This window comes from Sulfuriferula sp. GW1 (assembly GCF_047300855.1).
Lineage (GTDB): Bacteria > Pseudomonadota > Gammaproteobacteria > Burkholderiales > Sulfuriferulaceae > Sulfuriferula.
This window is the reverse complement of the sequence record NZ_CP170197.1, coordinates 2,088,019-2,107,601: the sequence shown is the minus strand read 5'-3', so window position 1 is coordinate 2,107,601 and position 19,583 is coordinate 2,088,019. Positions and strand designations below refer to the sequence as shown.

General features: G+C 57.0%; 20 protein-coding genes. 7 read left to right on the top strand and 13 right to left on the bottom strand.

Translation table 11 applies throughout. The features are described from left to right. Positions 1 to 100 precede the first annotated feature (100 nt). Genes ACFDAU_RS10310 through thiO form a run of 6 tightly spaced genes read right to left on the bottom strand, consistent with a single transcriptional unit; the run spans position 101 to position 6,128 of the window. The gene (locus tag ACFDAU_RS10310; protein WP_413436842.1) at positions 101 to 1,375 is read right to left on the bottom strand and encodes an O-antigen ligase family protein; all 1,275 of its coding nucleotides are present in this window, start codon (positions 1,373 to 1,375) and stop codon (positions 101 to 103) included. After that, positions 1,372 to 2,379, bottom strand: a complete 1,008-nt coding sequence (locus tag ACFDAU_RS10305; protein ID WP_413436841.1) for a glycosyltransferase — start codon at positions 2,377 to 2,379, stop codon at positions 1,372 to 1,374. The genes ACFDAU_RS10310 and ACFDAU_RS10305 overlap by 4 nt, the downstream gene beginning before the upstream one ends. After that, positions 2,376 to 3,293 carry a glycosyltransferase gene (locus tag ACFDAU_RS10300; protein WP_413436840.1) on the bottom strand — a complete coding sequence of 306 codons (918 nt, stop codon included), beginning with the start codon at positions 3,291 to 3,293 and terminating at the stop codon, positions 2,376 to 2,378. The genes ACFDAU_RS10305 and ACFDAU_RS10300 overlap by 4 nt, the downstream gene beginning before the upstream one ends. Continuing rightward, positions 3,290 to 3,943, bottom strand: coding sequence for a class I SAM-dependent methyltransferase (locus ACFDAU_RS10295; RefSeq protein ID WP_413436839.1), 654 nt, complete (start codon positions 3,941 to 3,943; stop codon positions 3,290 to 3,292). The genes ACFDAU_RS10300 and ACFDAU_RS10295 overlap by 4 nt, the downstream gene beginning before the upstream one ends. Beyond that, positions 3,940 to 5,055, bottom strand: coding sequence for a glycosyltransferase (locus ACFDAU_RS10290; RefSeq protein WP_413436838.1), 1,116 nt, complete (start codon positions 5,053 to 5,055; stop codon positions 3,940 to 3,942). The genes ACFDAU_RS10295 and ACFDAU_RS10290 overlap by 4 nt, the downstream gene beginning before the upstream one ends. Continuing rightward, positions 5,052 to 6,128, bottom strand: coding sequence for a glycine oxidase ThiO (thiO, locus tag ACFDAU_RS10285; protein ID WP_413436837.1), 1,077 nt, complete (start codon positions 6,126 to 6,128; stop codon positions 5,052 to 5,054). Before thiO ends, ACFDAU_RS10290 begins: the two co-directional genes overlap by 4 nt. Positions 6,129 to 6,401: 273 nt before the next feature. Between thiO and ACFDAU_RS10280 the strand changes: the two genes are divergently transcribed. Genes ACFDAU_RS10280 through ACFDAU_RS10250 form a run of 7 tightly spaced genes read left to right on the top strand, consistent with a single transcriptional unit; the run spans position 6,402 to position 13,275 of the window. After that, a complete protein-coding gene (locus tag ACFDAU_RS10280; protein WP_413436836.1) occupies positions 6,402 to 6,935 on the top strand; it encodes a GspH/FimT family pseudopilin in 534 nt (177 codons plus the stop codon). Next, the gene (gene pilV, locus ACFDAU_RS10275) at positions 6,929 to 7,420 is read left to right on the top strand and encodes a type IV pilus modification protein PilV (protein WP_413436835.1); all 492 of its coding nucleotides are present in this window, start codon (positions 6,929 to 6,931) and stop codon (positions 7,418 to 7,420) included. The genes ACFDAU_RS10280 and pilV overlap by 7 nt, the downstream gene beginning before the upstream one ends. A 32-nt stretch (positions 7,421 to 7,452) precedes the next feature. Then, positions 7,453 to 8,547 (top strand): PilW family protein, encoded by a 1,095-nt coding sequence (locus tag ACFDAU_RS10270; protein WP_413436834.1) that lies wholly within the window; start codon positions 7,453 to 7,455, stop codon positions 8,545 to 8,547. Further along, positions 8,544 to 9,083, top strand: a complete 540-nt coding sequence (locus ACFDAU_RS10265) for a PilX N-terminal domain-containing pilus assembly protein (RefSeq protein ID WP_413436833.1) — start codon at positions 8,544 to 8,546, stop codon at positions 9,081 to 9,083. The genes ACFDAU_RS10270 and ACFDAU_RS10265 overlap by 4 nt, the downstream gene beginning before the upstream one ends. A gap of 17 nt (positions 9,084 to 9,100) precedes the next feature. After that, positions 9,101 to 12,568, top strand: coding sequence for a pilus assembly protein (locus ACFDAU_RS10260; protein ID WP_413436832.1), 3,468 nt, complete (start codon positions 9,101 to 9,103; stop codon positions 12,566 to 12,568). Between the two features lie 17 nt (positions 12,569 to 12,585). Beyond that, the gene (locus tag ACFDAU_RS10255) at positions 12,586 to 13,017 is read left to right on the top strand and encodes a type IV pilin protein (RefSeq protein ID WP_413436831.1); all 432 of its coding nucleotides are present in this window, start codon (positions 12,586 to 12,588) and stop codon (positions 13,015 to 13,017) included. 30 nt (positions 13,018 to 13,047) lie between these two features. Further along, positions 13,048 to 13,275, top strand: coding sequence for a hypothetical protein (locus tag ACFDAU_RS10250; protein WP_413436830.1), 228 nt, complete (start codon positions 13,048 to 13,050; stop codon positions 13,273 to 13,275). A gap of 37 nt (positions 13,276 to 13,312) precedes the next feature. Here ACFDAU_RS10250 and ispH read toward each other — a convergent pair whose 3' ends face one another. The 7 genes from ispH to ACFDAU_RS10215 all read right to left on the bottom strand — a co-directional run bounded on the left by ispH (position 13,313) and on the right by ACFDAU_RS10215 (position 19,560). Then, positions 13,313 to 14,245: a 4-hydroxy-3-methylbut-2-enyl diphosphate reductase gene (ispH, locus tag ACFDAU_RS10245; protein WP_413436829.1), complete on the bottom strand. Its 933-nt coding sequence runs from the start codon at positions 14,243 to 14,245 to the stop codon at positions 13,313 to 13,315. A gap of 112 nt (positions 14,246 to 14,357) precedes the next feature. Continuing rightward, on the bottom strand, positions 14,358 to 14,612 hold the full coding sequence (locus ACFDAU_RS10240; RefSeq protein WP_413436828.1) for a Txe/YoeB family addiction module toxin: 255 nt from the start codon (positions 14,610 to 14,612) through the stop codon (positions 14,358 to 14,360). After that, entirely contained in the window at positions 14,602 to 14,862 is a 261-nt protein-coding gene (locus tag ACFDAU_RS10235; RefSeq protein WP_413436827.1) for a type II toxin-antitoxin system prevent-host-death family antitoxin, read from the bottom strand. The genes ACFDAU_RS10240 and ACFDAU_RS10235 overlap by 11 nt, the downstream gene beginning before the upstream one ends. Before the next feature lie 65 nt (positions 14,863 to 14,927). Beyond that, positions 14,928 to 15,377, bottom strand: a complete 450-nt coding sequence (locus tag ACFDAU_RS10230) for an FKBP-type peptidyl-prolyl cis-trans isomerase (RefSeq protein ID WP_413436826.1) — start codon at positions 15,375 to 15,377, stop codon at positions 14,928 to 14,930. Further along, the gene (gene lspA, locus ACFDAU_RS10225; protein ID WP_413436825.1) at positions 15,374 to 15,844 is read right to left on the bottom strand and encodes a signal peptidase II; all 471 of its coding nucleotides are present in this window, start codon (positions 15,842 to 15,844) and stop codon (positions 15,374 to 15,376) included. The genes ACFDAU_RS10230 and lspA overlap by 4 nt, the downstream gene beginning before the upstream one ends. Next, positions 15,837 to 18,608, bottom strand: a complete 2,772-nt coding sequence (gene ileS / locus ACFDAU_RS10220) for an isoleucine--tRNA ligase (RefSeq protein ID WP_413436824.1) — start codon at positions 18,606 to 18,608, stop codon at positions 15,837 to 15,839. Before ileS ends, lspA begins: the two co-directional genes overlap by 8 nt. Further along, positions 18,601 to 19,560: a bifunctional riboflavin kinase/FAD synthetase gene (locus tag ACFDAU_RS10215; protein WP_413436823.1), complete on the bottom strand. Its 960-nt coding sequence runs from the start codon at positions 19,558 to 19,560 to the stop codon at positions 18,601 to 18,603. Before ACFDAU_RS10215 ends, ileS begins: the two co-directional genes overlap by 8 nt. Positions 19,561 to 19,583 lie beyond the last annotated feature (23 nt).

Sequence of the window (19,583 nt, the reverse complement as noted above, 5' to 3'; positions counted from 1 at the left end):
CAGGCTTTGAGCTGAATCGTTTTTTTGACAAGTGAAGCTGGAAAAACCACCAAAACATTTTTTCTCAGCGTTCTCTGTGGCTTCGACCACCTTTCCAGCCTTAATTATCTGGCTGGATCAATATCGCGCAATACAACGCAACCAGCCACCACACGAGTGCCGACAAAATGCTGCCGTAAAATGCGATGCCCGCATTCACCGGCAGGGTTGCCACCAGCACCGACAGTCCCAACGGTACGGCGTAGGTATTGCCGGCGCGCATCGCCTGCCAGGTGCGGCGTAGCATCAGAACCAGGAACGCCACGAAGCCCAGCAGCCCGATCACACCGGTTTCAATCAGGATTTCCAGCGTGATCTGGTGCGGATGGGTGGGACCCGAAGTCGGGTTGACCTTCATGAAGGGGTCGTCCGGAGCTGCATACTGCGGATAGATGTAGCGGAAGCCGCGTGCGCCGATACCATTCAGCCAATGCTCCTTGACCATGTTGATACCGGTTTTCCAGATCGGCAGGCGGATGCTTGTTGCTTCGTCCATTTTTTCATAATTGCCGCTGAACAGGCCAGCCGTAACGCGCAGCTTGTTTTGCAGGGGAGGGTAGGTTCCAATCAGTGCCCCGATCGACGCGGCGCACAGCAAAACGATCAGGATTGCACGGCCCAGAAGACGCTTGGGTGCAGTGAAATAGGCATACACGGCAAAGCCGACCATCCCCGCTGCGTACATTCCCCACGCGGCGCGGCTGCCGGACAGCAGGATCACCGCAGTGTAGGGCAACAATGCCAGCCAGTACCAGACTCCTGAGCGCGCGGCGCGACGGCGAATGGCTTCAAAATAGATCGGTGCCAGCACCGCCAAGATGAGTCCCATGGTGAGTTTGGCAAACGGGCCGGTGATGCGGCCGCCTTGGAGTTGATAGCCGAATACATCATGGCCGATGGCGGCTTGCAGCAGTCCATCGGCAATCCACAAACTCAACAGCAGCGTGATGGCTATGAACAGCTTGTGGCGGCTGGTTTCATCGCGCAGCGCATACAGCGCAAATACGCCAGCCAGCGGAAAGCGTACATAAGCCAGTGCCGTGCTGGCAGCCGGCTCGAAGGTGATTGCATCCGGCAATGCCGTCACCAGCGGCAGCCAGATGCAGGCGAACAGCAACAGCAGCCAGCGCATCGAAGGGTGCCGCAAGATGGCGCGTCCATCCTTGAACATCAGTGCAATACCGCCGAAGGTCATCAGCGCCAGCGGTACCTCAAAGCCTTTTCCCATGGGTGAGGCGAAAACAAACGCGGCGATCAGCCACCAGCCATGCTGGCGCACGGCGTTCGCAAATGATCCGGCGGGAGTGGAGAGAACAACGGGTTCAGAGGAGGTCATGCGGGGGTTTCCTGGTGAGCAATGAGCGTGGTAACAAGTTGCCTGGTGACTGAATTTGCGGCTGGCGGCAGCCATCCCGCGAGCAGGTCGAGCAGGCGGTGGTAATAGGTATGTTCGGCCAAGACGCGAGTACGCGCCCGCTGCGCGATGCCGGCCGCGGCATCAGGATGCACCAGCAGATATTTTACCTGCTCTGCCATTTGCCCGGGAGTATGGCTGATCAGCATCTGGGTGTCAGGCTCGAAATATTGCGCGAGCCCTTCCCGATAATCGGCGACTTGCGGGATGCCGTAAGCCGCACATTCGAAACTGCGCATGTTGGTGCCGTGACGCACCACCTGGGCGTGGATGTTGAGCGAGAGACGATGGCGCGCATAGACTTCTCCCATTCTTGCGTTGGCGAACGCTGGCCGAAACAGTTGCGGGTGCTGCCAGAACAGGCGTGTACGCAGGAAGTAATTGCCATACACCAGCGGCCGTACGCCTGATGCAATCAGGCCGTTCAGCCAGAGGTCGCGCTGGGTATCCTTGTTGCCAATAAAACAGCAGCCCGCCGGATTGTCCGCAGCCGCGGCAGGGCGATGCACCTTGGGGTGGCAGGCAAACGCCAGTTCGCCCCGGTAGCGCGCCGGCTCGATGACACTGAGCAAGTCTTCCGCATAACCTGTATCCGAGAGATAAATGCGCTCAAAAGGGGTGCAATCGCCCACTGACAACCTCGGCGCATCGGTGAGCCAGAGGATGTGCTTGCGGTCAGTGCGCAAATCTCTGAAAGCGGGAATGTGGTTGATGAACAGCGCGCAGTCATAGTCGCTGGCGTTGATGCGCGCCACAAGGTCGCGCTGCCAGTTGCGCTTGTCAATTCGGTAGGCCAGATAGTCGGCAAGGCTGTCAGGGTAGGTGGTCATCCACTGCGCCTGTCCGGGGAACAAGTCTTGCAGGGCATCGAACAGGTATTGCGCAAGCCCGCCTTTCCAGGGTTTGGCGACCAGCAGGACTTTCATTGAACTTGTCTGCCCAGTTTTTCCGCATAACGCTGGTAGTTCCGCGCTTCGGGTGTACGGAACGGAGTGGTGAGCATGTCTATCCCAATCGAGGTCAGTAACGCGGGGTGTTTGTTTTTTGCCCAGCGGTATAGTCGATGCAGGTTTTTTTTGAAATTTTCTTTTCGAATATCGACGGGAATAAGCTCGCCATGGGATTCGAGAAACTTGGCGAAAGTAAGCAACATCGCATGCAGCATTAAATGTTGATTGCGGCTGGTGTTGTGCGGGTGGTAACGATAGCCGGCCAGCACTTCCGGCACGCGTGCGATTGCATGCTTGACGGACAGGCGTAGCCAGCAGTCCCAGTCCTCGAGCTTAAGCGATTCATCAAACCCGCCGATATTCAGAAAGGCACTGCGATTCAACGCGACAGTGGGGTTGGTGATCGGGTTTTGCAGAAAAAGCCGTCGGTATGCCGAATTTTCTGGCCCGGCTGCCGGGCGATCTCCTTGTTTTTTTGGATATTTTTTACCGTTTGCGTCGAGGTAATCGGCGTCCGCGTAAACGAGTGCCAGGCGCGGTTCATTCCATGATTGAATGGCTTGCCACTGACGCAAAATTTTTTCTGGATAGATGACATCATCCGACCCCAGCAGATGTACCCATTCCGCCTTGCATGCGGCAATCGCCTCGTTGGATGTAGCACTTACGCCACGGTTGGGCCGGCTTTTGATAATAACGTTGGTGAACCTGTCTGCGTGCGTAGCCAGAAAATGGTCGACACGCGCCCGAGTGTCATCTTTTGATCCGTCGTCTATGACGGCTAATTCAATGTTGGGATAGGTCTGGTCATACACAGATTGCAAACATGCTTCTATGTACGGGGCATGGTTATAGGTGGGAATGGCGACGCTGACCAGCGGATATTTCATCTATGGGCGAGGACGAAATACTGTACGGTGAGAAATTCTTCCAGCAGCTTGTGGGGGTACCACCACTGGAGATATTTTTGCTTGATGTTGGGATGGATTTTTTCTACTGACCAACCGGTATCGGACAGGAGTGTGATCAAACTCGATCGTGTGAAAAAATGCAGGTGCGTCCGATCCATCACTCCGGCCTCCTGATATTGGAAGCGGCCCTGAAACAGAAGCGGAAATATGACGTTCTTCTCGCGCAGATTAGGCACGCTTACGGCGATTCGTGTTTCTGGACCACTTTTTTCCCGCAAATCCCGCAGTACCTGCCAAGGATCAACCAGGTGTTCAAGTGAGTCTGCCATGATGATCAAGCTGTAAGCCCGGAGCGGAATTTTTGGCAGCAAGTCTTCGACACTGCCCTGCCATACTGTGCGCAAGCGCTGCGCTGCGTTCGCTGCAGCAGCAGGGTTGATTTCAATACCATCTACTGCTTCGGCCAAACCTGATTCGACCAGCCTGGTGCCGAGTGAGCCTGCCGCGCAGCCGATATCCAGCACTTCGCCAAATTTTCCGGCACTATTCAAAAATTGCAGAAAATCATCGCGATCCGCGTTGAAATAAGTATTTGGTTTATTCATGCTTGAATTTGAGTCTGCATTCATTCTGCAAGATCGAGATAAAGCGCCATGGTTTTTTCCAGCATCGCCGCCAAAGGGTAAGCGCCAGAATCGGCAACCACAACCGGCTGCTCCAGTAATCCAGTGACGCGTTCAACCAGCATGTCCATATTGCCCAGATCAACCAGCCCGGCCGGATAGGCGGTCGTGAGTATCTCCCCCACGCCGCCGTGATTATACCCGACCACCGGCGTGCCCAGCCGCAGCGCCTCCAGCACCGTGCGGCCAAATGACTCCGGTTTGCTGGACAGCGAAAGCACGATGTCGGACACCGCAAACACTTCGCGCATGTCGCCGCGATGGCCGGTAAACGTGATGTCGCCAGCCAGTCCGCGCGCTGCCACGGCCTGGTGCAGTTCGTGTGCGTAGGCTTGACGCCTGGGGTCTTCGCCGCCGACGATCAGGCCATGTACCGGCAGTCCGCGTTGTTTCAGGCGCGCGATGAGTTCGATGAAGGCTGCGTGGCCTTTCAGCCGGGTCAGGCGGCCGGGCAGGGTGAGGATGCGTTTGCCGGTGAGTTGAGGGTACTGTACGCGCCAGGCGGCCAGCCAGTCCGGTGCAGGCTGGTAGTCGTAAGGAAATTCCGCAGCATCCACGCCCCGGTAAATGACCTGGATGCGGCTGGCGTCGGTATCCGGATAGTTGCGCAGAATGTAGTCGCGGATGGTGTTGGAGACGGCGATGATGCGCTCGCCTTTCAGCATCACTTTGCTGTAGCGGTTGACCGAATACAGCCCGTGCACTGTGGTGACCAGGCGTGGCCGCGTGGCCGGGTCCATGCCGCGCCAGGCCAGATAAGCCAGCCACGCCGGCATGCGCGAGCGCACATGCAGGATGTCCACGTCATGCTCAAGCAGAAAACGCCGCAGGCGCGGCACCAGCCGCAGCGTGAACAGCGATTTCTTCCCCACCGGCCAGGTGAAATGCGCCGCGCCGTCCGCTTCCAGTTGTGCCACCATGCGTCCGCCCGCTGACATCACCAGCGCACGATGTCCGTGCTGCACCAGATGGCGCGCCACTTCCAGCGTGCCGCGTTCCACCCCGCCGCCCTGAAGGGCGGGAAGGATTTGCAGGACGGTGAGGGATTTGTTGTTCAAAGAGTCCACTGATAAGCCGTCATATCCAGCGCCGCTTTCCTGCCTGCGATCAGATCTGTCAGCAGCCGCGCACTGGCGGGTGCCATGGTCACGCCATAGCGAAAGTGCCCGGTGTTGGCGTAGAGATTTTCGACCAGCGGGTGGCGGCCTATGGTCGGAATGTTATCCGGCGAGCCTGGGCGCAGTCCGCTCCAGTGCTGCACCAGCGGCACCGACTGCAATGCGGGCAGGATATCGGTTGCGGCGCGGTAAAGCATTTGTCCGACTGCCTCGGTGGTGCTTTTGTCAAAGCCGACATCCTCCACTGTGCTGCCTGCCAGAATATGTCCGTCCCGGCGCGGGATCAGGTATATGCCTTCACGATAGACGATATGCGGGAGCAGATCCGGCGCGGCCTTGAACAGCAGCATCTGCCCACGCATCGGCTTGATCGGCCAATGCGGCGCGATCTCACCCAATACCGACTGGCTCCAGGCGCCGGCTGCAACGATGTAGGCGCTGGCCTGTAATTTCCCCTGTGACGTATCGAGATAATCAATGCGTGCCAGTCCGGCGCGCGCGGCTTGCGTGACTTCAACGCCCTCCAGCAGATTGACCCCGGCATCCAGGACAGCAACGCGCAACGCTTGCACCAGACGCGGATTGCGCACCTGCGCCACATCCGGCAGCCACAACGCAGAGCTATTCCTGGCTAATCCAGGTACGCGCTGTTGCGCGGGTTCGTAGCTATGGCGCCAGCCGTGCTGCACGCACCAGTGTTCGGCGGCGATCTCGTCCACCGGCGGCAGCACCAGCATCCCGCTGACTTGAAATTCGGGGTCTATGCCGCTGCTGGATATCAGATCAGCCGACCATCGCGGGTAAAGTCCGACGCCCAGATCGCACAGCCGGGAAACCGCATCCGGGTAGTTCCATGGCAGCAATGGCGAAAGAATACCGCCGCCGGCCCAGGAAGATTCTGCCCCCGCCACACCACGCTCCAGCACCGTAACGCGCGCGCCATCACGCGCCAGTTCGAGTGCGCTGGTTAAGCCGATGACACCACCGCCGATGATGAGGAAGTCTGGATTCAAAGTGAACGAATGAAGGTTTGAGGCTCAAGACAAGCCGTTTTTGGCCGTTCATTCTAACAAACCTGCCGCTCGTCGGGTGGGGCTGGCGGCTTGTGAAACACCTGTTTAGGATTCAGGCTGTGAAAAAAGAAGCTGCGACGGGGCTTTATCGAACAAAAGTTTCCCGCTCATCGAGATGATAAAAAGTGACAGCCAGAAGATTTGTTAGTCTCGCGTTGATGTAGATATAAATTTAAGAATCGATAAATTCACCACAAGCTTGGTTGGATCAAAATGATGACAAGGCATGCACACGGTTTCACGATGATTGAGTTGCTGGTCACCATGAGCGTGATGGCTATTTTGATGGCTGTGGCCATTCCAAGCTTTCAATCATTCGTTAGTACCAACCGGGTGGCAGCGCTCACGAATGATCTGGTCTCTGCGCTTAATTTGGCCAGATCAGAGGCTGTCAAACGTGGTGCGCGCGTTACCGTATGCAAGACAGCTAATCCCGCAGCAGTTGCACCTACGTGTAGTACCGGTGCCAGCTGGCAGACTGGCTGGCTGGTTTTTGTAGATGGAGGGGCGGCCGGTACGATAGATGGGGCCGATGTGTTGTTAAGGGTGGGGCAGCCTTCCAGCGGCAATGCAGTCATTGCCCCGGATGCCAATTTTGCAAATTATGCCAGCTACCTAGCGAGTGGCGTCAGCCAGGGGAACGGCGGTACCGCGAGTGGAAACCTGGCAATTTGTCTGGACCACCTGGCCCGGACAATCTCGGTCAACACTACCGGACGAATCCGGACATTTGCGGGAGCATGCTAATGAACCGTACTGTTTTAAATGGTACACAGTCATGTATTCCCATCAACTGCCAGCGTGGGGTTTCCTTGCTGGAGGTTTTAGTCTCCATCATTGTTATTGCCATCGGATTGCTGGGCTTGGCTGGCCTGCAAATGACTACATTGAAAAACGGCAATACGGCCTATTTTCGTAGCCAGGCGACCATGCTGTCTTACGATATTCTGGACAGCATGCGCGCAAACCGCACAGGGCCAAACGGTGCGCTGTCAGGTAAATACAACATTGGAATCGGCACCGCCGCGTCAGGCGCGGGCGGTGTTGCCGGTGCGGATGTGACCGCATGGAAACAGAATATTGCCCGGAGCATTCCGGCAGGTGACGGCTCCGTCACCGTGGACATTGCCGGCAACACCACGATCGTTATTCAATGGGATGGCGACGGGGATGGTGTGGTAACTGAAGGCAATGGTAAAGACACCAAATTCACCACACAGACACGGCTCTGATTATGATGCTATCCAGGCTAAAACATTCTGTCATGACTTCCCGTAGCGAGCGCGGATTTACGCTGATCGAAATGATGATCTCGCTGACGCTGGGCATGATCCTGATCGTAGGCGTGGGCTATGCCTATGTGGGTAGCCGCCAGACTTACCGTCTGCAGGACAATCTGGCGCGCATGCAGGAAGGGGCACGCTACGCTTTCGAGACGATGGCTTTCGATATCCGCATGGCAGGGCTTACCGGATGCAAGGCCAGCACAACGGCGAATGTGCTCAACCCCAGCGCAACCTGGTATGCGGATTTGTTTAATCAGCCGCTGACCGGTTATGAAGGCGGCGTGAGTACTTTTCCTACTGATATTTCGGCGAGTGTGCTGACCGGGGACGCTCTGGCGGTACTGCGCGCAGACAATTCAAAAGAATACATCGTGGCAAATCACAATCCGGCTTCCGCACAATTTGACTTAACCGCAGTCAGTGATCTTCAGGCAGGCGAGATACTGACAGTGACCGATTGCCATCATGCAGCCGTATTTCAGATGAGCGGCCCAGCCGCTACAGGTACCGCGAATGTAGTACACAACACGGGTGCCGTGGTCACGCCTGGCAATTGCACTAAAGGCCTGGGGTCGCCGGTGCTTTGCACGGCTCTGGGTACTTCGTATACGTTTCCTCCCAATTCCCGCATCATGCGCTTGAGCGGCGACCTTTACTACATCGGCACCAATCCTGCGGGAGAGCCGGCACTGTTCCGGCAACGACTGACGCAAGCTGGCGGCGTGACCACCACGACCGCAGAAGAACTGGTGGAAGACGTGCAGGATATGCAGATCACCTATGGGGTAGATACGACGCCGGCTGCTACAGGTAACGTTGACGACCCCGGTGACGGTGCCGTTGATGAGTATGTCACGGCGGATCAGGTTACCGTTGATGCGCCGGGAACGACCAATGCGAAGAAATGGGCGCGGGTGCTCAGCGTCAGAATCAGTCTGCTGATGCGCACCAGCGATGATAACATCACCACCGCCCCGCAAACCTATACCTTTAATGGCGTCACCACCGCTCCCGCTGATCGCCGGCTGCGCAAGGTATTCACGACCACCATTGCGATAAGGAACCGGCTATGAGCACGCTCGCAATACAGCATTCTCAAGCACGGCGGTTTCCAGGCGGGCAACAGGGCGCCACACTGATCGTTGCGTTGATTTTTCTGGTCGTGCTGACCCTGCTGGGGATTGCGGCAGCTCAAAACAGCAGTCTGGAAGAACGCATGGCTAGCAACACGCGCAGTCGGGATATCGCATTTCAGGCGGCCCAAGCGGCGCTTAATCATGTGGAACAGAACCTGAGCGCCGGACAGAATATTCGCACCCTCAATTTTGCGGGAGGCTCGCCGGGTTTGTTTGTTTATAACGCGGCGACTGCCAATGACGCCAACTACTGGGGAAGCACTTATGCCTGGAGTACCGCGACGGCACGTCAACCTACCGTCGTGCTCAGCCAAGTGGCGTCACAGCCTCTTTATGTAGTGGAACAAATGCCCTCCGAGTTCAATGCCGTTACTGGTAAAACTACCGAGTTTTACCGCGCGACTGCGCGTGGGGTCGGCAAAGACCCCAGCGCGGTAGTCATCCTGCAGGCGGTCTACAGTTACACACCTTGACTCTATGGGAGCAATCCATGAAAACACCAATTGGATTTTATAAATACATCGCAACGGTGCTGTTGTCCGGCCTCCTGGCGGGCCCACAACTCGCCACAGCGGCGCTGACACCAGCGGATACGCCTTTGTTTCTGACGGTGTCGGTAGCTCCGAATATCGTCATGACCCTGGATGACTCCGGCAGCATGAGCTCAGCTTTTGTTCCGGATACCATCGCTGGTACCGCAGGTACCAAGCGATTCACTTCAGCGGACTTTAACCCGCTCTACTACAACCCAAAAACTCGCTATGTCATCCCTACCCGGACAGACACAGTCCCGGTGACATACTCCACCAGCTTTACTTCGGCGCGGCGTAATGGATTTGATGCGAGCAGGGGAACGCTCGATTTGTCCACGAAGTATCGGACGACTTACTACTATTACAATGATATGACTTATAGTTATTCTTGGGCGCAGTCCGGCACTGATGTGCCCGCATTTTATTACGTTTTCGATACGACGCTGGGCGGTTGCACTAGCAGTATAAACGATGACAAGTGCTACCGTTATGTGAAGGTGACCAATACATCCGGTCCGGCTACTTTTAGTGACGGAAGCGCGGCGGACAAGGATGAGCGGCAGAATTTTGCCAACTGGTATTCTTTCTACCGCACCCGTGCGCTTTCGGTCATTTCCGGCGCCATGAGTGCCATTGAGACGATTAGCGATAACCAGGTGCGTTTTGCCTGGGAGAGTATCAACAGTACGCCATATACCAGTTGCAACAGTTTTGCCAGTGGCAGTTCCTGCAGGGGTTATACCGCAACCACTTACGATAACCGGATTCGTAATCTGAATTCCAGCCATCGCACGGATTTTTATAATTTTTTGCAGCGATTTTCCTCGGACGGTTCCACGCCACTGAGGGTCGCCATGGAGCGGGTGGGAAAGTACTATTCGACCTCTGGCGTAACTAGCCCCTATGCGCAGGATCCTCAGGTGAGCGATGGAACAGAGTTGAGTTGCCGCAAGAATTATCATGTCATGTTGACGGACGGCATCTGGAACGAGAATGACAGCGATCTGGCTGTCAATTATGGCAACGCGGATTCCACTGCTGCTACTCTGCCCGATGGCACCAGCTATACCGCTATGAGTCCCTACAAGGATGGCAACAGCAACAGTCTGGCGGATATCGCTTTTCGCTACTGGAGCACCGATCTGCGGCCGGATCTGACCAATAATGTGACGCCTTATAAGGTCGATTTTTCCGGCACAGCCGCAGACCAGTACTGGAACCCGAGAAACAACCCGGCCAATTGGCAGCATATGGTGAACTTCACCGTCGGCCTCGGCCTGAGCAGTACCATGGTTGACCCTATCTGGGGTGGAAGTACCTATGCGGGTGATTATCCACAACTGGTGAGCGGCACGAAAAGCTGGCCGGCCACAGGTTCAAATGCTTCTCCAGGTAATGTGTATGACTTGTGGCATGCGGCGATCGACAGTCGGGGCCAGTTTTTCAGCGCTGAGGCGCCACAGGATATCGGCAACGCATTCAAGTCGATACTGAATTCGATTCAACAGGCCAATCCGTCTGCCGCCGCCCTGGCAGCCAATTCAACCAGCCTGCAAACAGGCACCCTGGTCTACCAGGCACGCTTTGATAGCAGCAATTGGAGTGGCAGTTTCAAAGCCTACCCGGTCCAGGCTGATGGCAGCATTGGTACCGCTTATTGGGATGCAGCAACACTGATACCACCCTCCGGTTCCAGAAACATATTTACCTTCAACGGATCGACCGGAAAAACTTTTACGAATTGTTCGTCCAGTTTGAATGCTGCGCAACAGCTGGCTTTAAACACTGATATCTACGGCACGGTGGATTCCAAATGTTCAGACCGGCTCGCCTGGTTGCGCGGTGACAGCAGCAAAGAAGTGCGTAATGGTGGGGTATACCGCAATCGGCTTACGACGGTGCTGGGAGATATTGTCGACGCGGATCCGGCTTTTTCCCAGAGCGAGGATTACGGCTACACCAGTTTGCCAGCCGGGGCACCGGGGCAATCCTCCTATGCAAGCTATGTGGCGAGTAAATCCAGCCGTACACCGGTTGTATATGTGGGTGCCAATGACGGCATGCTGCATGCCTTCCAGGCCGATGTGGGTTTCTCCAATTCGGGCGTGGAGTTGTTTTCCTTTATCCCGGCTGGTGTGTACGGAAATTTAAGCAATCTGACTTCCCCGGCCTACGCTCACAAGTATTTCGTAGATGGTTCGCCCAGCGTCGGGGATGTCTATATCGGCGGTACATGGCAAACATTGCTGTTAGGCGGATTGGGAGCCGGTGGTAAATCCATCTATGCGCTGAATGTGAGCAATCCCGGTAGTTTCAGTGCGGCGAATGTGCTGTGGGAGTTCAGTGATCCGGCGGACCTGGGTTTGACATACAGCCAGCCCCAGTTTGCCCGTTTGCACGATGGTTCGTGGGCAGCAATTTTCGGCAATGGCTATAACAGCACTTCGGGCCTGGCGTTCCTTTATATTGTGAACGTACAAACGGGTGCGCTCATTGCCAAGATACCCGCGGGAAGCGCAACCTCGAATGGCTTGTCCACGCCTTATTTGTATGACTCGAACGGTGACAAGATCATTGATGCCGTCTATGCCGGTGACTTGCAAGGCAATATGTGGAAATTCGATCTATCCGGATCAACACCTGCGTCCTGGGGGGTGGCCAATAGTGGGCTACCCTTGTTTACAGCACGCAATGCCGCCAATCAGGTGCAACCCATCACTGCACAACCCACGGTTGGCGCGCATCCCAGTGGTGGCGCACTGGTGTATTTCGGCACAGGCCAATATCTGACCAGTACGGATCCCGCCAATACGGATGTGGAAACTTTTTATGCTATCTGGGATAACGGATTGCCTGTGACGACAACGGACAGAAGCGAGTTGCAGGCACAAACAATCGTTAGTCAAACCGCGCAATTTGGTTACAATCTGCGCGAAACCAGTGCAAATACAGTTGACTACGCAGGTGGAAAACGCGGTTGGTATATGGATTTGGTTCCTCCTCTTGCAGGAGGTGGAGAGCGTGTGGTGTCCAGACCGCTGCTGAAGTATGGCCGGGTGATTTTCGTGACGCTAAAGCCATCTAATGACCAGTGCGAGCCAGGCGGAACAAGCTGGTTGATGGAGTTGGATGCAAACACCGGAGCGCGCCTGACTGATTCGGTGTTCGATTTCAATAACGACGGGGTATTTGACGCAAGCGATAACCTGGCCAGTGGAAATTCAGCTTCGGGAGTCATGTCTACGGTGGGGATCACCAAGACACCTGTTTGGCTTAATGGTAAAGACCCCAGCCCAGATTATAAAGAGATGAGCGGGAGCAGTGGTGGCATCATGACGCTGAAAAATAAAGGCGGCGGTGGCGGTGGCGGTGGCGGTGGCGCCATTTCTGTCCCAATACGCGTTTATTGGCAGCAAATTCTTTAAGCCGCAAGGAAAAAAACATGAAAACCCAGTGGATGCGTGGTTTTACCTTGATCGAGTTAATGGTGGTGGTTACGATCATCGGCATTCTGGCGGCCATTGCTTACCCGTCCTATCAGCAGTATGTCAGGCGGGCACAGCGGTCACAGGCCAGAAGCATATTGCTGGAAAACGCTCAATTCCTGGAGCGAAATTTTACCGAAGCCAATCGATACGATCAGGATTCGACCGGTGCCGCCCTGATTTTGCCCTTTCCAAGCTCTCCCAAGGAGGGTACGGCAAGATATGCGATTGCAGCAGTGTCGACTGCCACGACGTTTGCCCTGTCTGCAACCCCCATTGCTGGAGGCTTGATGGATGGGGATGAATGTGGGACTCTGACTCTGAATAACCTGGGTCAAAAGGATGTGTCTGGAGCCACTTTGGATGCAGCGAGTTGTTGGAACAGGTGATTGTTTGAAATGTGACCCGAGGAGAAGATTATGCAATGGATCAGGTTGATTACTTCAGGGACAGCTTTTACTGCTATGGTGCTTTCGGCGCAGGTTTATGCAGTGGATAATAAACCCAAGAATGAAGGAGTTAGGCCCAAGCCTGCGGCGACTGAAAAAGCCGGTAGTAGTCTTGCTCATCAGGCAGTAGTGGGCGGTTCAACACATATTGCCATACCCACACCCGTAGAGATGGAGAAAAAGGGTAGAAGTCGGTAGGCTACAGCGGTATAGGTCATGTTGTAGTCTCCCAGCATCAGATTAATCCCTTTGGCAGCGGGAAGACGATGCTCTCGGAAGTGCCGCTCAATTCCGTCACGGTGTCCGCGCCCAATGATTTAAGCCTGGCGATGACTTCCTGAACCAGCACATCCGGAGCGGAGGCGCCTGCTGTGACGCCAATTCGCGTTTTATCCCCCAGCCATTCCTCTTTCAGCTCTCCAGCGTTATCCACCATATAGGCATCCACGCCAAGATTTTGCGCCACTTCGCGCAGGCGGTTGGAGTTGGAGCTGTTCGGTGAACCCACCACGATGACCAGGTCGCATTGTGCCGCCAGCGCCTTGACCGCGTCTTGGCGATTTTGCGTAGCGTAACAGATGTCGTCTTTTTTTGGGCCGACGATGGCGGGGAAACGTGCCTTGAGCGCCGCAATCACGCGCGCGGCGTCGTCTATCGAGAGGGTGGTCTGGGTGACGAAGGCGAGTTTATCTGCGTCTTTCACTTCCAATTTTGCCACGTCTTCAGGCGTTTCCACCAGGTACATGCCGCCCGCCGATTGCCCCATGGTGCCTTCCACCTCGGGGTGGCCCTTGTGGCCGATCATGATGATTTCCAGATCCTTTGCGCGCATTTTGGCGACTTCGATGTGGACTTTGGTGACCAGCGGGCAGGTGGCATCGAATACCTTCAGGCCGCGTGCTTCGGCTTCTCGCCGCACCGCCTGGGAGACGCCGTGGGCGCTGTAAATCAGTGTGCTGCCGGCGGGCACTTCCGCCAGGTCTTCAATGAAAATTGCGCCCTTGGCCTTGAGGTCATCGACCACGAACTTGTTGTGTACGACTTCATGGCGCACGTAGATCGGCGCGCCAAAACGTTCCAGTGCGCGTTCGACGATTTCAATGGCGCGATCCACTCCGGCGCAAAAGCCGCGTGGGTTGGCAAGGAGGATTTGGGTGTGGGTGGTCATGATGATTGCCTGGGTTGATCCTGAAAATAAGTTAGCCACGGCGAACACGGAATTCACGGAGAAAAAAATCCTGGCGTTCTGTGCCCCTGTGGCTGGAATTGCGGTTCCCGGGTTAATAGTGGTAGCGGCATTGGGCGATCAGCAGGCAGCCATCCTCGATTGCATAAACCAGGCGATGCTCGTCGTTAATCCTGCGTGACCAGAATCCAGCCAGGTAGTGGCGTAGCGGTTCAGGTTTTCCGATGCCATCGAAAGGTGAGCGCACGATGTCATGGATGAGTGCATTGATCCGCTTGAGCGCTGCTTTATCTGTTTGCTGCCAGAAGAGGTAATCCTGCCATCCCTGTTCGGCAAACTTAATCTGCATCGGCTAACAGCTCGCGTTTGATACCCGCGCCACTTCTTAATTCATCCACTGCAGCCATCAGGCGGCGCGCGTTTTCCGGACTGCGCAGCAGATATGCCGTTTCTTCCAGTGCGTTGAAATCCGCGAGAGACATCATCACCACCGGTTTGCCATTCTGGCGCGTTACCAGAACCGGCGCGCAATCTTCATTCACTTTGTCCATCACGTCGGCAAAGTGCTGGCGTGTATAGCTGTAGCTGATGGCATCCATTTTTGTCTCACATTGCTATTGTACTAATATTTGTACAATAACTTTTTCCCGGAGGCGTGTCAATCTCAGGATTGACGACAAATCTCGATGATTTCAACCTCAAACTCGATCGGCAAGCCCGCCAGCAGGTGGTTGAAATCCACTCTGGCGTGGGTCTCCGTCAGTGCCAGTATGCGTCCGGCCAGGGTGCTGCCATTAGGCAGGCTGAATTCGACTACGCTGTCCGCCAGCGGTGCTTCATCGGGTGGGAAATCGCTTAGCGGCAGAGACTGCACAAGCTCGGCATTATATTCGCCGAAGGCTTGCAAGGGATCAAGCTGGAACACATGGCGTTCGCCAAGCGCTACGCCAATGAGCCAACGCTCCAGATTCGGAGTGAGGGTGCCGTCACCGAGCGTCAGGGTAATGGGTGCGTCGCCAAAGCTGCTGTCTACTTCACCCCCTCCATTGACCCGCAGGGCAAAATGCAATGTGAGCGTGTCGCCAGGCTCAACCCGCCTCAACCCGTCGCTCATGGCTTGTGCGGTTTTTTAAAGCTGTCCCAGACCAGCAGCAGCGCACCAATGGTAATGGCGGAATCGGCCACGTTGAATGCCGGCCAGTAGTGCTGCTGAATGTGGAAGGACAGAAAATCCACCACGTAGCCGTGCTGGATGCGGTCGATCAGGTTGCCGAGCGCGCCGCCCAGAATCAGGCTGAGCGCGAGCTTGAACAGTACGCTGCCGGATTCGCGCCGCAGCAGATAGATGATGATGGCGGACGCGATCAGCGCAGTGCTGATGAAAAACGTGCGTTGCCAGCCGGCCTGATCCGCAAACAGGCTGAACGCCGCGCCGGTATTGTGGGCAAGGACCAGATCGAAAAATGGCGTGACGGTGAGGTAATCGCCCAGCATGAAGATGTGCGTAATCGCGTATTTGCTGAGTTGGTCGAGTGCAATGATCAATCCGGCCACTACGAGTCCCTGTTTGAGTCTAGGCATGCTGTCTGTCCTCGCCTTGGCCGAAAAGATTGCTGTAACAACGCCCGCACAAGGCGGGATGATCGGCGTGACTGCCAACATCGCTGCGATAGTGCCAGCAGCGCTCGCATTTGGCATGGGTGCTGGGTTCGGCGCTGACGGAAGCGGTTGCGGCCTGCGTCACCGTGGCGGCAGAGGTAATCATCACGAAGCGCAGGTCGTCGCCGAGATCGGCCAGCGCCTGGTATTGCGCGCCGCTGGCATGAATCGACACCTCCGCCTGCAGCGAGGAGCCGATATCGCCGGCGATGCGCAGAGTTTCCAGATGCTTGCGCACGTCGGCGAGCGTGGCGCGGATCAGCGGCCATCTGGCGGCCAGTTGCGACGCGTCTGCAGCCACCGGCAGGTCGTGCCACTGATGCAGGAAAATGCTGTCGTTCTCGTCGTGCGCCAGCAGTTGCCACACTTCTTCGCTGGTGAAGCTCAGGTATGGCGCCATCAGCCGCACCAGCGCGTGGGTAATGTGATGCAGTGCATTCTGTGCCGAGCGCCGCGCATGCGAGCCGGCGGCTGTGGTGTAGAGCCGGTCCTTGAGGATGTCGAGGTAAAAGCCCCCCAGGTCTTCCGAGCAGAAATTGTGCAGGCGCTGCACAGCATGGTGGAATTCGTACCGGTCGTAGGCCGCCAGTAACTCAGTCTGGAATTCGTCCAGCATCACCATCGCGTAGCGGTCGATTTCCAGCCAGTCGTCCACCGGCAGGGTATCCTGGGCCGGATCGAAGTCGGCCAGGTTGGCGAGCAGGAAGCGCAGCGTGTTGCGGATGCGGCGGTAGGCGTCGGCCACGCGCTTGAGGATTTCGTCGGAAATGGTCAGTTCGCCCGAATAGTCGGTGGATGCCACCCACAGGCGCAGGATGTCGGCGCCGTAGGTGTCCATGATCTTTTGCGGGGCGACCACATTGCCCTTGGATTTGCTCATCTTGTGGCCCTTGGCGTCCACCACGAAGCCATGGGTGAGCAGCGCATGGTAGGGCGCACGGCCGTCGGTTGCGCAGCCGGTGAGCAGGCTGGACTGGAACCAGCCGCGATGCTGGTCCGAGCCTTCCAGATACAGATCGGCAGGGTAGGCGAGTTCGGGACGCTGCCGGAGCACGCAGGCGTGGGTCACGCCGGAGTCGAACCACACATCCAGCGTGTCGGTGATTTTCTTGTACTGGCTGGCCTCGTTGCCCAGCAGTTCAGCGGGGTCGAGGCTGAACCAGGCTTCGATGCCGGTTTGCTCCACGCGTTGCGCCGCGGCTTCGATCAGCTCTGCGGTGCGCGGGTGCAACTCACCGCTTTCCTTGTGCACGAACAGCGGCATCGGCACGCCCCAGTTGCGTTGGCGCGACACGCACCAGTCGGGGCGGTTTTTCATCATGGCTTCGAGCCGCGCACGACCCCAGGCCGGGAAGAACGCGGTATTGTCCACTGCGCCGATGGCGTGGTTGCGTAGGCTCACGCCATCGGCGCCGGTCTTGTCCATGCCGATGAACCACTGATGCGTAGCGCGGAAGATGATCGGCGTCTTGTGCCGCCAGCAGTGTGGGTAGCTGTGCAGCAGTTTTTCATTGGCGAGCAGCAGGCCGCTGGCGGACAGGGTTTCGACCACGGTCTTGTTGCCCTGCCACACCGTCTGTCCGCCTACCAGCGGGATGCTGTCGAAAAACTTGCCGTCATCGCTCACCGGGTTATCCACCGCAAGGTGATATTTCAAGCCGATCTGATAGTCGTCCACGCCGTGCGCCGGTGCGGTGTGCACCAGGCCGGTACCGGCTTCCAGGGTGACGTGTTCGCCGCAGATGACAGGTACGCTGCGGTCGAGGAAAGGGTGGCGCAGTTGCAGGTGTTCCAGCGCGCTGCCCTTGCACTGGCCGAGCACTTCCACGGACTCGAAGCCGTAACGTTTGATTGATGCTTCCGCCAGGTCGCGCGCCAGAATCAGGATGCCTTTCGGCGTCAGGATCAGGTCGTAAATGAAATCCGGGTGAACCGACACCGCCTGGTTGGCGGGCAAGGTCCACGGCGTGGTGGTCCAGATCACCGCATATACCGGCCCGGTGAGTTTGGGCATGCCCAGCCGCTGCGCGAAATCTGCGTTATCGGCGACCTGAAACGCCACGTCGATGGCGGCCGAGGTCTTGTCCTCGTATTCCACCTCGGCCTCGGCCAGCGCAGAGCCGCAGTCCACGCACCAGTGCACCGGCTTGGCACCCTGATAGAGATAGCCGTTGGCGAGGATGCGCCCGAGCTCGCGCATGATGCCGGCCTCGAAGGCGAAGTCCATGGTGCGGTAGGGATGATCCCAGTCGCCTAGCACGCCGAGGCGGATGAAGTCCGCCTTCTGGCGCTCGATCTGGGTCGCGGCGTATTCACGGCACAGCTCGCGAAAGCGCGCGGCAGGGATGGCCTTGCCGTGCTGTTTCTCGACTTGCAGTTCGATCGGCAACCCGTGGCAGTCCCAGCCCGGCACATAAGGAGCGTCGAAACCGCCCAGCGTCTTGCTCTTGACGATGATGTCCTTGAGGATTTTGTTCACCGCGTGGCCGATGTGGATGTCGCCGTTGGCGTAGGGCGGGCCGTCGTGCAGGATGAATTTGGGGCGCCCGGCGGCGGCCTTGCGGATTTGCTGGTAGCGTTGTTTTTCGCGCCATTGGGCCAGCCAGCCCGGCTCGCGTTTGGCGAGGTCGCCGCGCATGGGGAAGGGTGTATCGGGCAGGTTCAGAGTGTTCTTGTAGTCAGTCATTTTGCTTGGCCGCGAGTAACGACTCGGAATGATTTAGAAAGTATTGTCTGGCATGGTTCACGTCATGACCAATTTGAGTGACCAGGGTGGGCAGGTCGGGGTATTTTTCCTCGTCGCGCAGCCTGGCCAGAAAATCCACGCACACGTGCTGTCCGTAGATGCTGCGGTCGAAGTCCAGCAGGTGTACTTCCAGCACCGGCCGCCCGTTTTCCTTGACCGTGGGGCGCACCCCCAGGCTGGCCACGCCGGGCAGCGGCGCGTCGGCCAGTCCGCGCACCTGCACCACGAAAATTCCGGTCAGCGGCGGGCGGTTATGTTTGAGCTGGATATTGGCGGTGGGAAAACCGATGTCCCGCCCCAGTTTGTCGCCGTCGACGACTCGTCCGCTGATGCTGTAAGGGCGACCCAGCAGGCGTCCAGCCAGGTCGAGATCACCCACCGCCAGCGTTTCGCGTACCGCAGTGCTGGAAATACGCAATTCGTCCAGGGTCACGCTACCCATTGCAGCCACTTCAAAGCCTGCCTGCGCTCCGTACGCCTGCAGCATGGCGAAGTCGCCACCGCGCCGTGTGCCGAAGCGAAAATCGTCGCCGATCAGCAGGAAACGTGTTTGCAGACTGGCGACCAGGATATGCTCGATGAAAGTTTCTGCCGGGAGTTGTGAAAATGCCTGATTGAAAGCGCAGATATGGACATGATCAATCCCGCATTCACCCAGCATTTGCAGCTTTTCGCGCAGGCTGGAGAGGCGGGCGGGGGCTTTGTCGGGCGCAAAAAATTCTCGCGGATGCGGTTCGAAAGTAATCGCGCACGGTACCAGGCCGCGTTGACCGGCCACTTCTACCAGACGACGTAGCATCGCCCGGTGACCGAGGTGGACGCCGTCAAAGTTGCCTATCGTCACCGCGCTGGGCTGCCTGACGACGGGCGCTATGCCGTGAGTAATACGCATTGAGGAATGGGTCGAAACAACCT